Origin of the sequence: Thalassospira sp. A3_1, from assembly GCF_017744215.1 — a bacterium.
GTDB lineage: Bacteria > Pseudomonadota > Alphaproteobacteria > Rhodospirillales > Thalassospiraceae > Thalassospira > Thalassospira lucentensis_A.
In genome coordinates this window covers 39922-54340 of sequence record NZ_JAGHQQ010000004.1, presented here as the reverse complement: position 1 = coordinate 54340, position 14419 = coordinate 39922, and the positions used below count along the sequence as shown (strand labels likewise).

Here is a 14419-nt window from a genome sequence, read left to right as displayed (position 1 = left end):
AGCCCCGCAGCACTGGCTGCGGGGCTTTTTTCATCAGATCACGGTCGCTTAATCAATGTGCCAACTCAATGTGTCATCTGGCCGGTTGCCCGAAGGATGCCCGTGGAACCCGAAAGGGCATCACCATTGCCAAGATTGATGCCAAGGAACCGGTGGCGATCAAAATGGCCGGGCATCAAAAGCCCGTTGGCAGGGGCCGCATGGAAGCCGAAGCGCGCGTAATAATCCGGATCGCCGACCAGCAGAACCGACTTGTGCCCGGTTGACTGTGCAGCATTCAGTGCCGCATACATCAAACCCGCACCAACGCCCGAGCCGCTATAGGCCTTTTCAACCGCAAGCGGCCCCAGCAACAGCGAAGACCCGCTGTCACCGGCTTTGACATTCCACAACCGAACCGTACCGATCATGTGTTTGCCGTCGTGGGCGACAAACGCCAGACCGTCAGCCGGAAGGCGGCCTCGGCGCAGCAATTCAGACGATTTCTGAAAGCGCGCCGGACCCATGACGCGATCAAGCAGCTTTTCACGTTCGACGTGCGAAAGGCTGTTTTCGCGATCAATCACGATCATAGAAGCGATCCCTAGATCACATAGGCGGTCAGCGGTGCGAAACCGTTGAACGCCACCGAGGCATAAGTGGTGGTATAGGCACCGGTTGCTTCGATCAGAACCTCGTCACCGATGGTCAGCGCAATCGGCAGATCATAGGGTTTCTTTTCGTAAAGCACGTCAGCCGAATCACAGGTAGGACCTGCAAGAACGCACGGTGCAACATCGCCACCGTCATGGATCGTGGTGATCGGATAACGGATTGCTTCGTCCATGGTTTCGGCAAGGCCGCCGAATTTACCGATATCGAGGTAAACCCAACGTACCGGATCATCGGCATGTTTGCGCGAAATCAGAACGACTTCGGCTTTGATCACGCCTGCATCACCAACCATGCCACGGCCCGGTTCGATGATGGTTTCGGGCATGTGGTTGCCGAAATGTGTGTGAAGCGCGTCGATGATTGCAGCACCGTATGCTTCGGTTGCCGGAACGTCGCGCAGATAACGGGTCGGGAAACCGCCACCCATATTGACCATGCGAAGGACAATGCCCTTTTCGGCAAGGGTACGGAAAATCGACGAGGCTTCTGCAAGGGCTGTGTTCCAGGCATCAAGATTGCACTGCTGCGATCCTACATGGAAGGAAACGCCGTATGCGTCCAGACCCATGTGATGGGCATGCTGAAGAACTTCAAGCGCCATGCTCGGCGCGCAACCAAATTTGCGCGACAGCGGCCATTCGGCACCCTCGCCATCGGTCAGGATGCGGCAGAATACACGCGAAGCCGGGGCGACACGGGCAATCTTTTCGACTTCTTCGACGCAATCAACGGCGAACAGGCGAACACCCAGCGCGTACGCACGCGCAATGTCGCGTTCCTTCTTGATGGTGTTGCCAAACGAAATACGCTCCGGGCTTGCACCTGCGGCCATCGCCATTTCGATTTCAGGCACGGATGCAGTGTCGAAGTTGCTGCCAAGATCGGCAAGCAGGCTGAGCACTTCCGGTGCCGGGTTTGCCTTGACCGCATAGAAAACACGGGAATCCGGCAGGGCACGGGTGAAGGTTTCGTAGTTGCGCTGAACTACGTCAAGGTCGACAACCAGGCACGGACCTTCCGGTCGGTTCTGGGCGAGAAAATCGATAATACGCTGCGTTGCCATTGGGGCGTTCTCCCATTCCACGATATGGCAGCTTGCGGTACCTGATGCGTTTAGGCGCGGTGGAGGCGCAGTAACGCGGACTACCGACAGGCTGATAAGCTCCGGTGCCTACCGGAACTTGCGAAACTTTTTGCCTCGCTATGGATGGGAGTTTCCCGTCCGCACGTAGGGCAATGATGGTGTGCCTCTTCAGTGTCGGTGGTATTTGGACAACCACCTGAGACCAAAAAAGCCCTACACCGTCGTTGCTTTAAGTAAGTCCTACGGGTTCCATCTAGCAGGACCACCACAGGCACGTGCGACTTTGGGCAAGTCGCGATGTACGCCTGTTGAACCCCGCGTGCAAGTGAAATTTTATGGCGTTTTGTCATGAGACAGCCGCAGAAACGTCGAACAATTCATATTGCTTCGCACAAAATGGCGCGAATGGCCGTTTTTTGAATTGGCAAGAACGTGATTTATCGGATTTCAACATGGGGCATTGCAATTTGTGCATATCCCGCAGGGTGCCCGAGATGAGATTGACCGTGTCAAATTACCAGAGTAGCGATAAATAACAGGCGGCTATTGCGCGCCGAATTTAAACAGGATGGCACAGATTGGATTGGCTGGTTGTTGCCGTATTTGGCGGCGTCTATATCGGCATGGCGCTGGGGCGTTGGCCGGGGCTTGCGATCAATCGCACGGGGATTGCGCTGATCGGGGCGCTGGTCCTGCTGCTAAGCGGGGCGGTTGACGGGGACGCGGCACTCGCATCGGTCGATTTCGCGACACTTTCGGTTTTGCTGACATTGATGGTGTTGTCATCGCAATATGCTGCCAGCGGTTTCTTTGACTGGATCGGCAACCGGATCACCCATCTTGATTTGACCCCGCGCGGGCTTCTGGCGGGGGTAATTGCAATTTGCGGCGGCCTGTCGGCGGTGATGACCAATGATGTTGTCGTCTGGGCGGTGACGCCGATCCTGATACAGGGCGTGATGGCGCGCCGTCTTGATCCGCGTCCCTATGTGATTGCCGTGGCGTGTGCTGCCAATGCAGGATCGGCCGCGACCCTGATCGGTAATCCGCAGAACCTTATGATTGCCGAATTCGGGCAGCTTGATTTTACCGCCTTTCTTCTGGCGTGTGGTGTGCCTGCCCTGATCGGACTTTTGATTGTGTATGGCGTGATCGCCTATGGTCCGATGACGCGGGCCGCGTTTGATCAGGTGCCAGATGGCTCCGCACTGGACGAAGGCGGTCCGATCAAGCTTGACCGACCGATGCTGGTCAAGGCGGTGGCAGCGACAATTGCGGTAATTGCGATCTTTATCTTTGTCGAGGACCGCGCCCTTTGGTCATTGCTGATTGTGGCCGTTTTGTTGCTTAGCCGAAGGCTTGGTACTGATCAGGTGCTGGGCCGGGTCGACTGGCATTTGCTGGCTCTATTTTGCGGTCTGTTCATAGTTACCGGGGCAATGGCCGGGGATGATGCGATTGCTACGTTTTTCCGCGATGCGCTTTCAGGGCTTCGGATTGATAACCCGGCGGTGCTGGCCACCCTTTCGCTTGCGGGAAGTAACACAATTGGCAATGTGCCGCTGGTGATGATGTTGCTGTCTCTTGGCCCGGATTGGACGCCCAAACTGTTACACGGGCTTGCGGTTTTCAGCACATTGTCGGGCAACTTTTTAATTGTCGGTTCGGTTGCCAATATCATTGCGGTCGAACAGGCCCGTGCCGCCGGTATTACTATCGGCTTTGGTGATTATGCCCGGATCGGCATCCCGGTTACCCTGATCAGCCTTGCGTTTGCGTGGGGCTGGATCATGATGTTTGTTTGAATGGATTTATGATGACCAAGATTAAAATCACCGCAGGCCCGTTCACCTTTGATGGTGTGCTTGAAATCGCCAAGGCGCCGCAAACCTGCAAGGCATTCATGGATCGCATGCCGTTTGAAAGCAAAGCCGTGCATGTCCGCTGGAGCGGCGAGGGTGTATGGATGCCGCTTGGCGATTATCAGTTTGGTGTTGGTTATGAAAATCACACCAGTTTCCCGGCACCGGGCCAGATTATTCTATATCCCGGTGGCATCAGCGAAACCGAAATCCTGTTGGCCTATGGCGGCGTTCATTTCGCATCGAAAGTCGGGCAGCTTGCCGGCAACCATTTCATCACGGTTACCAGCAATCTTGAAGACCTTGAAAAGCTCGGCAAGATGACGCTTTGGGAGGGGGCACAACCGATCCGGTTTGAGATGGCGTAATAATATTCAGGGTGTGAAGCGGCACACTCGCTTATGAGGCCAGCCTGATCTAGAACACTTTTTATCTTTGGGACAGGCAGGCGAGTGCGGACGTGTTTGAAACAATCAATCTTTGGATTCAGGATCACCAGCAACTGGTCTATAGCCTGATCTTTACCTATTGCGTGAGCAAGGCCAGCATCCTGCCGGTTTTTGTCGGTATCTTTGTCGTGTCCGAAAGTCTTCTGATCGGTCCATCCATGATCGCGATGATTTCCGGCGCATTTCTCGGGGACATGGTAAGGTTCTGGCTGGGCCGGAAATATGGCGATGCGATTGTCAGAAAGCTGCCAGAGTCATTTTCAAAGTGGCTGGGCAAAACCATGCGCCTGTTTGAGCATTATGGCGTCGCCTATATCATGCTGTGTCGCTATCCCAACACCATCCGCTCTATCAGTGTGTTCCCGGTCGGAATGAGCTCAATGTCGTTCATGCGGTTTCTGCCGCTGAGTATCGCATCGATCCTGATCTGGATCGGGTCGTTCTTTGCACTCGGATATGTCTTGGGCGAGGGGATGTCGGAACTGCTGGAACGCAATCTGACGCTGCTTAGTCCGATCCTGCTGATTGTGTTTCTCGGGCTTGGCTGGTTTGGTCTGCGTCGGATCGACAAGCTGGAGCAACAGGCCGAAAAGGCCATCAAGTAGCCCAAAAGAAAACGGCAGCCACATTGGGCTGCCGTTCCTGTATCCGGGCGTTGTGAATGCCTATTCAGCGGCAATCGTCTTGCCGTCTTTTTCCAGCATTTCACCCTGTTTGCGTTTGGCAAGGATTTCGCGGGCTTTGGCGTAGCTTTCATCGTGCCAGAAGATCAGGCAGCCGTTACAGCCACGGCCGCAGCATCCTTTGGTACCGACACGAGGTGTGCGGAAAGAGCGTTCTTTCTGGCGGTCATCAAGGGCGGTCTGAAGCGCTTCGCGTTTGGCGTCATAGCGTTCTTCGTTGCCTTTGCCCATTTCGATCTTGTGGCCTTCCTGATCAAGTTTCAGGCGTTGCCATTCGTCTTCGGACAGGGCCTTTTCCTTGCGCACGATGGTCATCGGCAGGATTTCGCGCTTAAGGAATTCCGGATCTTCCTGTTCAAACAGGGAGAACGGCAGGCGGATGCGCGGATGGGTGTTGGCATGAACCGCTTCGCCGACCTTGCCGGTGGCAGCATCAATGAATTCATACATGCGGATGAAAACGGTCTGGCGCGAGCGCGGCGGGACGATTTCGATCACGTCACCGGGCAGCATGCGGTTTTTGACCGACATGATGAAGGCGTCGTCTTCGACTTCCTCGATCATCCCGGCAAATTCCCAATCGGACACATTGGTATTGCTGTCATAGCCATGTGCATAATTGGTCAGACGGCCATCATGGAACGCCAGCGTATAGCCACGGTTCGGGATGGTCGCCAGTTCCTTCATATATTCTTCGGCAGACCAGTTTTCCGGGTCTTCATACCAGTCATCAATCGCCATGCGATACGCACGTGCAACGAGGCCTGCGTAATAAGAGCTTTTGCCGCGGCCTTCGACCTTGAGGCTGTCGACACCGATTTTCAGGTAATCTTCAAGCTTCGGCATGATGCAAAGATCACGCGAGTTCAGGATGTAGGAACCGCGTTCGTCTTCCTGAATTTCCATCAGTTCGCCCGGACGCATGTCTTCTTCAAGGAAGAAGTCAAACATTTCGAGGTTTTCCTCGGTCAGTTTGAGTTCCTTGACCGTGCCGTCCTTGAGCTTCATGTGGACTTTGTATTTCCAGCGGCACGAATTGGCACATGCGCCCTGATTGGCGCCGCGTTCGGCCATGAAGTTCGACAGCAGGCAACGCCCGGAATAGGTCATGCACATCGAGCCATGCACGAAGGCCTCGATCTTGATGTCCTGGCATTTGGCGCGGATTTCGGTCAGTTCCTCATACGATACCTCGCGGCCCAGAACGACCAGTTTGGCGCCGATGCTTTGCCAGAATTTGACCGACTGCCATGAACAGACATTGGCCTGTGTCGAAACATGCAGGTCAAGTTCCGGGGCATGTTCACGGACAAACATGAAAACACCGGGATCGGCAACGATCAGCCCGTCCGGACGGACCTTGCGCACGGTGTCAACATATTCCGGCAGCTTGTCGATATCCTTGTTATGCGAGAATAGGTTCAGCGTCAGATAAACGCGAACGCCATGTTCATGGGCAAATTCGATCCCTTCGACCACATCATCAAGCGACATCTGGCTTTTGACCCGAAGCGACAGGTCGGGCGTGCCCATATAAACCGCGTCAGCCCCATAAAGGACGGCGACTTTCAGTTTTTCGAGCGAGCCGGCGGGCATCAGCAATTCGGAACGACGCGATTGATTACTCATCACTTGCGGGTCTTTTCTTTTGGGTACGGGAATCTCTCTGTCCGTCGGAATTCAATGATCCGGCGGTGAATTTGCGCGTGTCATATCACAATCGCACAACGCTTGCCGATCAAAATCGCACATTTCACCGTAATTGCAAAGCAGACCCGATGACCGGCAGCCATGAATGGCTTGCATAAGGGATGTGAAATCATATGACTTGTGGTCATTTGTGAATTTAATATATATTACTTACTATATATCAACCGATCTACTTTGACAGAGGCACCCATTGGCGTCTTTTAGCGATCCAAAACAGAATATCGGCTTCCTGATGAAGGACGTGACCCGCCTGATGCGGCGTAATTTCATGCGTCATGCTGGTGATTTCGGCCTGACGCAGGCGCAGATGCAGGCCATGGCCTATGTCGCGCGCAAGGAAGGCATCCGGCAGGTCGCCTTGGCAGAAATGCTCGAAATCCAGCCCATCACGACGGCGCGTCTGATCGACAAGCTGGTCGAGGAAGGGCTGGTTGAACGCCGTCCGGACCCCGATGATCGTCGTGCGGTGCAGCTTTATGTAACCGCAAAGGCAACCGAGTTGCTGGAACGGATCATGGTTGTTGCGGCATCTGCCCGCGAAGAGGCGATGATCGGTATCACGCCGGAAATGCAGGAAATGCTGATTTCCGTTCTTGGAAAGATGCATGAAAACCTGATGGTGGCCGAACCGCCACAGAAAACGCCCGAAAGCGCCCCCACCAAAACGAAAAAGTCAAAAGACTGAAGCAAGGCCCTGTATCATGACTGAGAAAAATGAAAATGCTGGCGCATCTGCTGGTAACGAACAGAATGTTGCCAAACGCAAGAAGCACTGGTTGCGTCCCGTATTGCTTCTGGCCGGACCACTTGCGGTGATTATCGGCGGGGCATACTGGTATTATTCCGGCGGGCGGTTTGTCGGCACGGAAAACGCCTATATCCATGCCGATATGGTTGCGATCAGTCCGCAGATTGACGGACCGATCAGCGAAATCCTGATCCATGAAAACCAGCGGGTGGAAAAGGGAGACGTCTTGTTTCGCATTGATCCGCGCCCCTATCAGATTGCAGTTGAACGTGCACATGCCAACCTTGCCGCCACTGCGCAGGAGATTGAGGCGCTGAAGCAAAGCTATGAAGAGCTTCAGGGCAGTCTTGAACTGGCGAAGATCAATCTGGATTTTGCCAAAAAGAAATATGACCGGCAGGCGGCATTGCGCAAAAGCAATGTCGCGTCGCAGGCATCCTTTGATGAAGCCCAAAATGCGCTTTTGGCAGCAAAGCAGCGCATCGTCCTTGATCAGCGGGCGATGAAAACCACGTTGGCGAAGCTCGGCGGAAATTACGACACACCGATTACGGATTTGCCGCAATATCAGCAGGCCAAATACGCGCTTGATCAGGCCGAACTTGATCTTGCCCATACCGAAATTACCGCCCCGTTCCGCGGTGTGATCAGCAACAAACCCGAAGAAGGTGCCTATGCCAAGGCAGGGCAGGCGATGGCGAGCCTTGTTTCGAGCGATGCCGTATGGATTGATGCCAATTTCAAGGAAGTTGATCTGACTTATCTTGAACCGGGACAGGAAGCCGAGATTTCGGTCGATGCCTATCCGGGCAAGGTCTGGCACGGTGTGGTTCATTCGGTTGCCCCGGCTACCGGTGCAGAATTTTCGGTGATTCCAGCCCAGAATGCGACGGGCAACTGGGTGAAGGTCGTGCAACGGGTCCCGGTGCGGATCGCCGTTGACATTGAAAATGGCGGTCCTGAATTGCGGGCTGGCATGAGCACCGAGATCGAGGTGGATACCCATCACAAACGCGAACTGCCGGCCTTTGCCGCCGCCGCACTTGGCTGGATCGGGATCAATCAGGCCGAAGCTGGTACCGAAGGGGCCGTGCAATGAATGCAGCCGCCACGGCGGCCAGCGAGACCACGCCGCTTGAACGCGGTCTGACCACCGTTTCGATCATGCTTGCGACGATCATGCAGGCACTTGATACCACTATTGCAAACGTTGCCCTGCCGCATATGCAGGGTAGTATGGCCGCCACCCAGGATCAGATTTCCTGGGTGCTGACATCCTATATCGTTGCCGCCGCGATCATGACGCCACCGACGGGCTTTCTGGCGTCACGGTTTGGTCGCAAGAAGTTGTTTCTGGTGTCTGTCACCGGTTTTACCATTGCCTCCATGTTGTGCGGGGCGGCTGTTTCCCTGCCGGAAATGGTTGTGTTTCGCTTGTTGCAAGGTGCATTTGGTGCCGGGTTGGTTCCGCTGTCGCAGGCAGTTTTGCTTGATACATACCCCAAAGAAAAGCATGGCTCGGCCATGGCGATGTGGGGCATGGGTGTGATGCTAGGCCCGATCCTTGGACCGACACTGGGCGGGTATTTGACCGAGTATTACAATTGGCGCTGGGTGTTTTACATCAATCTGCCCGTTGGTCTTTTGGCCCTTGGCGGGATCATGGCCTTTGTGCCCGAAACCGATAAACGAAAAGGGCTTTCATTTGACTGGTTCGGCTTTGCGTTGCTGAGCCTTTCGATTGGCGCGTTGCAGATGATGCTTGATCGCGGGGAAAGCCAGAATTGGTTTTCGTCGTCGGAAATCCTGATTGAAACGGCCTTGGCGGCGGTGTGCCTTTATATGTTCATCGTGCATATGTTTACGGCCAGAAATCCGTTTCTGGAGCCGGGGCTGTTTGCGGACCGGAACTTTGTTATCGGGTTGTTCTTTATCTTTATCGTCGGTGTGGTGTTGCTTGCGACATTGGCATTATTGCCGCCGTTCTTGCAAAATCTGATGGGATATCCGGTGGTGACGGCAGGGATGCTGCTTGCGCCGCGCGGGGTTGGCACGATGATCGCCATGATGCTTGTCGGGCGGTTGATCGGCAAAATCGATATCCGGATTCTGATCCTGTTTGGCCTGTTCATGACAGCCTTGTCACTTTACCAGATGATGGGCTTTACGACCGAGGTCAGCGAATTCACGATCATCCGCACCGGGATCATTCAGGGGATCGGGCTCGGCTTTATTTTCGTGCCGCTCAGCACGATTACCTTTGCCACCCTTGATCCGCATTATCGGACCGAGGGTACGGCGATGTTCAGCCTGATGCGCAATATCGGATCAAGCATCGGCATTTCAGTGATGACCACGATGCTGACGCAGAATACGCAGGTAATGCATGCAAGCCTCGCTGCGACCCTGACGCCATTCCGGATGGCGTTGCAAAGCCCGTGGCTGCCCGAAACTTGGGACTGGCAGAGTGCGACCGGTGCAGTCACCCTTAATCAGGTTGTGACAGCACAGGCCAATACGGTTGCCTATCTGAATGATTTTCAGGCGATGATGTGGATCGTGATTGCAGTGGTGCCCTTGCTGCTTTTGATGCAGGGGCCAAAGCGCAAGGCGCCGTCTCGTGACGAGCATATGGAAGTTATGGAATAGGCCAAATCAAGCCCCCTGCGCGAAAGGCAGGGGGCTTTTGGTTTGATCGTGGGTCAGGCTTCTGCTTCGGCAGCAGCAGATTTGTCGACTTTGCGGATTTCGCCACGGTCGATTTTGACCCAGTATTGGTCCACTTCGCCGCGTACGACCGACATCAGCAGATAAAGGCCAATGACGTTCGGAATGGCCATGGCAAAGATCATGGAATCTGAGAAGTCAATCACGGGACCGAGGCTCATGCTTGCACCCACAATGACACACAGGCAGAAGAACAGCTTGAAGATGATCTCCTTGCCTTTGCCTTCTCCCACAAGATAGGTCCAGGCTTTCAGGCCGTAATAGGACCATGACAGCATGGTTGAAAAGGCAAACAGGACCACGGCAAGTGCCAGTACCAGCGGGAACCATGTAAAGGCTGATGCAAATGCCGCCGATGTCAGTTCAACACCGGTCAGGCCGGAATTGAGTTCGCCGCTGATGGTAATGACAAGGGCGGTCATGGTGCAGATCACAACAGTATCGATAAACGGTTCAAGCAGGGCGACATAACCTTCTGTCACCGGTTCCTTGGTGCGAACTGCCGAATGGGCGATGGCAGCTGAACCAATACCGGCCTCGTTGGAAAAGGCTGCACGTTTAAAACCCTGGATCAAGGCCCCGACAACGCCACCGGCCACACCGGCCCCGGTAAAGGCACCGACGAAAATGTCGCTAAACGCCTGACCGACCATGCCGATATTGCTGATGATAATAACCAGCCCGGCGGTGACATAAATCACCGCCATGAAAGGCACGATTTTTTCGGTGACCTTGGCAATCGATTTGATGCCGCCAATGATGACCGAGCCAACGATGACGGCCATGATCAGGCCGAATAGCCAGCCGCTTCCGGCAAGGAAGCTGTTTTCACCACCGGTAACATTGACGACCTGCTGGAAGGCCTGATTGGCCTGAAACATGTTGCCGCCGCCAACGGCACCACCGATGCAGCAGATCGAAAAGAGGATAGCGAGCGCCTTGCCCAATCCGGGTTTGCCTTTTTCGGCCAATCCCTTGGACAGGTAATACATAGGCCCGCCCGATACGCGCCCATCGGGATATTCATTGCGATATTTGACCCCTAATGTGCATTCGGTGAATTTCGACGCCATGCCCATCAAACCGGCAAGAATCATCCAGAATGTCGCCCCCGGTCCGCCGATGGAAACCGCGACGGCAACACCGGCAATATTGCCAAGGCCAACGGTACCTGACAGGGCTGTTGCCAATGCCTGAAAATGCGAAACTTCGCCCGCGTCATCGGGATGTGAATAATCACCTTTCACCAATGCAATCGCATGGCCGAATTTGCGGAATTGCACGAAGCCGAAATAAAGCGTGAAAATAGCGGCGGCAATTACAAGCCAGCCGACGATCAGCGGGAAATCATTCCCCGCGATGGGGACGGAATAGAAAATTGTACCGGCAATGACATTTGAGATCGGCGCAACGGTTTCGTTGATGCGCTGGTCAAGCGACCCTTCCTGCGCCATCGCCATGAAGGGGAAAATAGTCGCCGTTATGCCCGCGGCCCACGCCGGGACTCTGTACTGGCAAGACATGAGAACTCTCCGATTTTGATTGTTTTATGTTTTTGACTGCAAACCCGGTGGTGTTCAGGGCACCACGGTAACGGGCACGGGACTGGCCTGAACCAGTGTCAGGGCAAGGCTGCCCAGTAATCGCGCGCCAAGGGCTGTGCCGCCCTTTCGGCCAAGGACGATCTGTGTGGCTTTCTTTTCCTTGGCGATCTGGCAGATCAGTTCGCCGGAATGGCCGTATCTGACCTCGTAGGTCATTGGGATATTGCGGTCGGTAAAAACACGAAGTGCCGGGGCAAGGGTGGCCTCGGCACGGGAAAGTTCTTCGGTTCGGCGTTGATGGCGTTCTTCAAGTTCCTGGGCCGACAGAAAGCTGTATGGCGACCATTCCAGAACATAGATGACATGTACCGGGCATCCTTCGGCGGCGGCCCGGTTGGCGGTAAATTGAACCGCGCGGTCTGCTGCCTCTGTCCCGTCATAGCCAATCAGGATCGGCTTCACGGATGGTGTCTGTGACATGGTGAAGTCCCTTTTTGCGATAGTTGTTCGTTGTCGGTTTTCCACTCCCGTTACGCCGGACTTGATCCGGTCTTGCCGACATCCGCTGGTCGCTGATGCCTGTGCGACCCGGGCCAGCGGTTTGCTGCCGTTGGTTAATGATACGACTTTATGACAGGTGGTTTTCCCCAAAGTTGATTTGATCGATGGGTAATTTCACTTATTATTTTAGTTGTAATAGGAAATTTAATTACATTAGAGGTGCCAAATGGGTGTTTTGGACAAGATTGATCTGGCGGTTCTGCGCGAAGTTGCTGTGAATGGCCGGATTACGGTTACGGATCTGGCGCATCGCGTCGGACTATCGAAAACACCCTGTGCCCTGCGTCTGCGACGGCTGGAAGAAAGTGAACACATCCTTGGTTATCGGGCGATCCTTCATCCGGAAAAAATGGGGGCGAGCCATATTGCGTTTGTTCAGGTGATCCTGACCGATACCAAGACCGAGGCGCTTAATGCATTCAACAAGGCCGTGCGGGATGTGCCTGAAATAGAGCAATGCCACATGATCGCGGGGGCGTTTGATTACCTGATCAAGGTGCGCAGTCGCGATATTGGTGATTATCGACGTGTGCTGGGCGAGAAGATTTCCGAACTGCCATATGTGTCGCATACATCGACCTTTGTTGTGATGGAAGCAGTCAAGGACAGCTATTCGTTATAACCTTCTGGCTTTCTGGCGACGAAAGCGCAAAAGCGACAGAAATGCAGGATAAAACTGCAAGTTTAATAACCTGCATTTTTAATCTTGACCAAATGATCAGGATTGGACATGCTGTATCTGTCAGAGAGAGGCATCTGTACGTGCAATCAACCGGGAAAACCCGAACTCCATAAAAGCGCGGCAGATCGAATACTGGGAACAGTTCGGCGATATGCCGGACGGATACGCCAAGAATGTCATTGATAGAAGACCCAGAGTTGGTCGGGCCCGCCCGTCCGCATACGCCATAAATCCATCCGAAGCTTTTTTAAGGCTTCCAAGGGCGGCTGGTTTTTTGAGAATGCCATTCTTGTTTGTCTCTCGCTGACGCCAGGAGAGGACGCCTTTTTGGCAGGGAGACAAAACATGACCATCTTGCAGGGCAAGCAAGTTTCGAAATCAGGTGCGATCCATGGCTCGGGTCATATCGGCCATAATGATACCGATGACGGATTTTCCGATCTGCATCCGGCCTATTCCACCTTGCAGGCCATGGCCGAAAGCAATCGCTGCCTGTATTGCTATGACGCGCCATGCGTTACAGCATGCCCGACATCAATTGATATTCCGGGCTTTATCCGCAAAATCAGCACCGGCAACCCGGACGGGGCGGCCAAAACCATCCTGGCGGCCAACATCATGGGGGGCACCTGTGCACGTGCCTGCCCGACGGAAGTGCTGTGCGAACAGGCCTGTGTGCGTAATGTGTCCGAAGATGTCGCCGTTGAAATCGGTAGCCTGCAACGTTTTGCGGTTGATCATCTGATGGCGCGGGCTGATTTGCCGCATCCATTCAAACGTGCACCTTCGACTGGCAAGCAGATTGCTGTGGTCGGCGCTGGTCCAGCGGGGCTTTCGTGCGCACATCGGGCGGCGATGCTGGGCCATGATGTCACGGTGTTCGAAGCCAAGGCGAAGCCGGGCGGGCTTAATGAGTATGGTCTTGCAGCTTACAAAATGACCAATGATTTCGCCCAGCGCGAGGTTGAATTCCTTTTGGGCATCGGCGGCATCCGGATCGAATATGGCAAGGCGCTTGGCCGTGACATTACGCTTGGGGCTTTGCGTGACGGATATGACGCCGTGTTTGTCGGTGTGGGGCTTGGTGCGACCAACGAGCTTGGCCTGCCGGGCGAGGCATTTGACGGTGTAGATGATGCGATTGCCTTTATCGAGCAGCTTCGTCAGACCGAACCGAAATCCGATATGCCGGTTGGCAATAATGTGATCGTGATTGGTGGTGGCAACACTGCAGTTGATGCCGCCATTCAGGCCAAACGCCTTGGTGCCGACGAAGTCACATTGGTCTATCGCCGTGGGGCCGAACATATGTCGGCGACCGAATATGAACAGGAACTGGCCAAGATCAATGGCGTGGTTGTGCGCCACTGGGCCAAGCCGATTGCGATCAAGGCCAATGGTAAACTTATCGGAATGGAGTTCGAGAAAACGGAACTTCGGGACGGCAAGCTTGTCGGTACTGGCGAGAAGTTTGAAATCCGCGCCGATCAGATCCTGAAGGCCATCGGTCAGAAAATCAAAACAGATGACCTTGCCGGAATGGAAATTGCCGGGGGCAAGATTGTGGTCGATGAAAATTACCAGACAACAGCCTCTGGCATCTTTGCCGGTGGGGACTGCATCAAAAGTGGCGAGGACCTGACAGTTCAGTCGGTCGAAGACGGCAAACAGGCCGCGATTGCCATCGATGCGTTCCTTAAAACCGCATAAGCCAG

The 14419-nt window shown here is 54.4% G+C and carries 13 protein-coding genes; 8 read left to right on the top strand and 5 right to left on the bottom strand.

What is annotated here, in order from left to right:
* Window positions 1-65: 65 nt before the first annotated feature.
* Together J7395_RS17035 and J7395_RS17030 are read right to left on the bottom strand one after the other, a co-directional pair.
* Window positions 66-572, bottom strand: a complete 507-nt coding sequence (locus tag J7395_RS17035) for an N-acetyltransferase (RefSeq protein WP_114109979.1) — start codon at window positions 570-572, stop codon at window positions 66-68.
* 11 nt (window positions 573-583) lie between these two features.
* Entirely contained in the window at window positions 584-1717 is a 1134-nt protein-coding gene (locus J7395_RS17030) for a type III PLP-dependent enzyme (RefSeq protein ID WP_062950811.1), read from the bottom strand.
* A gap of 599 nt (window positions 1718-2316) precedes the next feature.
* Between J7395_RS17030 and J7395_RS17025 the strand changes: the two genes are divergently transcribed.
* The 3 genes from J7395_RS17025 (at window position 2317) to J7395_RS17015 (ending at window position 4654) form a co-directional block, all read left to right on the top strand.
* A complete protein-coding gene (locus tag J7395_RS17025) occupies window positions 2317-3543 on the top strand; it encodes an SLC13 family permease (protein ID WP_114109980.1) in 1227 nt (408 codons plus the stop codon).
* Between the two features lie 8 nt (window positions 3544-3551).
* On the top strand, window positions 3552-3968 hold the full coding sequence (locus tag J7395_RS17020; protein WP_247742251.1) for a DUF3830 family protein: 417 nt from the start codon (window positions 3552-3554) through the stop codon (window positions 3966-3968).
* Between the two features lie 92 nt (window positions 3969-4060).
* Window positions 4061-4654 carry a DedA family protein gene (locus J7395_RS17015; protein ID WP_097053706.1) on the top strand — a complete coding sequence of 198 codons (594 nt, stop codon included), beginning with the start codon at window positions 4061-4063 and terminating at the stop codon, window positions 4652-4654.
* A 60-nt stretch (window positions 4655-4714) separates the two neighbouring features.
* On the opposite strand, the gene J7395_RS17010 is transcribed toward J7395_RS17015, so the two are convergent.
* Window positions 4715-6361, bottom strand: coding sequence for a U32 family peptidase (locus J7395_RS17010; RefSeq protein ID WP_209222628.1), 1647 nt, complete (start codon window positions 6359-6361; stop codon window positions 4715-4717).
* A 271-nt stretch (window positions 6362-6632) separates the two neighbouring features.
* Here J7395_RS17010 and J7395_RS17005 point away from each other — a divergent pair, with 271 nt between their 5' ends.
* The 3 genes from J7395_RS17005 to J7395_RS16995 are packed head-to-tail and all read left to right on the top strand — an operon-like array spanning window position 6633 to window position 9839.
* Window positions 6633-7127 (top strand): MarR family transcriptional regulator, encoded by a 495-nt coding sequence (locus tag J7395_RS17005; RefSeq protein ID WP_209222626.1) that lies wholly within the window; start codon window positions 6633-6635, stop codon window positions 7125-7127.
* A gap of 16 nt (window positions 7128-7143) precedes the next feature.
* Complete coding sequence (locus J7395_RS17000) at window positions 7144-8289, top strand: HlyD family secretion protein (protein ID WP_209222624.1); 1146 nt, start codon at window positions 7144-7146, stop codon at window positions 8287-8289.
* Window positions 8286-9839, top strand: coding sequence for a DHA2 family efflux MFS transporter permease subunit (locus tag J7395_RS16995; protein WP_062958542.1), 1554 nt, complete (start codon window positions 8286-8288; stop codon window positions 9837-9839). Before J7395_RS17000 ends, J7395_RS16995 begins: the two co-directional genes overlap by 4 nt.
* 53 nt (window positions 9840-9892) lie before the next feature.
* On the opposite strand, the gene J7395_RS16990 is transcribed toward J7395_RS16995, so the two are convergent.
* Together J7395_RS16990 and J7395_RS16985 are read right to left on the bottom strand one after the other, a co-directional pair.
* Window positions 9893-11440, bottom strand: coding sequence for an alanine/glycine:cation symporter family protein (locus J7395_RS16990; protein ID WP_247742250.1), 1548 nt, complete (start codon window positions 11438-11440; stop codon window positions 9893-9895).
* A 54-nt stretch (window positions 11441-11494) separates the two neighbouring features.
* Window positions 11495-11941 (bottom strand): universal stress protein, encoded by a 447-nt coding sequence (locus tag J7395_RS16985; RefSeq protein WP_062958544.1) that lies wholly within the window; start codon window positions 11939-11941, stop codon window positions 11495-11497.
* Between the two features lie 247 nt (window positions 11942-12188).
* Here J7395_RS16985 and J7395_RS16980 point away from each other — a divergent pair, with 247 nt between their 5' ends.
* Both J7395_RS16980 and J7395_RS16975 read left to right on the top strand, forming a co-directional pair.
* Window positions 12189-12644, top strand: coding sequence for an Lrp/AsnC ligand binding domain-containing protein (locus J7395_RS16980; RefSeq protein ID WP_062950827.1), 456 nt, complete (start codon window positions 12189-12191; stop codon window positions 12642-12644).
* A gap of 405 nt (window positions 12645-13049) precedes the next feature.
* Window positions 13050-14414 carry an NAD(P)-dependent oxidoreductase gene (locus tag J7395_RS16975; RefSeq protein ID WP_209222622.1) on the top strand — a complete coding sequence of 455 codons (1365 nt, stop codon included), beginning with the start codon at window positions 13050-13052 and terminating at the stop codon, window positions 14412-14414.
* Window positions 14415-14419 lie beyond the last annotated feature (5 nt).

Bases quoted from the DNA above. Each gene is read 5' to 3' on its own strand.
- J7395_RS17035 (WP_114109979.1), bottom strand. From the start codon at position 572: ATGATCGTGATTGATCGCGAAAACAGCCTTTCGCACGTCGAACGTGAA.
- J7395_RS17030 (WP_062950811.1), bottom strand. From the start codon at position 1,717: ATGGCAACGCAGCGTATTATCGATTTTCTCGCCCAGAACCGACCGGAA.
- J7395_RS17020 (WP_247742251.1), top strand. From the start codon at position 3,552: ATGATGACCAAGATTAAAATCACCGCAGGCCCGTTCACCTTTGATGGT.
- J7395_RS17010 (WP_209222628.1), bottom strand. From the start codon at position 6,361: ATGAGTAATCAATCGCGTCGTTCCGAATTGCTGATGCCCGCCGGCTCG.
- J7395_RS17000 (WP_209222624.1), top strand. From the start codon at position 7,144: ATGACTGAGAAAAATGAAAATGCTGGCGCATCTGCTGGTAACGAACAG.
- J7395_RS16995 (WP_062958542.1), top strand. From the start codon at position 8,286: ATGAATGCAGCCGCCACGGCGGCCAGCGAGACCACGCCGCTTGAACGC.
- J7395_RS16990 (WP_247742250.1), bottom strand. From the start codon at position 11,440: ATGTCTTGCCAGTACAGAGTCCCGGCGTGGGCCGCGGGCATAACGGCG.
- J7395_RS16985 (WP_062958544.1), bottom strand. From the start codon at position 11,941: ATGTCACAGACACCATCCGTGAAGCCGATCCTGATTGGCTATGACGGG.
- J7395_RS16980 (WP_062950827.1), top strand. From the start codon at position 12,189: ATGGGTGTTTTGGACAAGATTGATCTGGCGGTTCTGCGCGAAGTTGCT.
- J7395_RS16975 (WP_209222622.1), top strand. From the start codon at position 13,050: ATGACCATCTTGCAGGGCAAGCAAGTTTCGAAATCAGGTGCGATCCAT.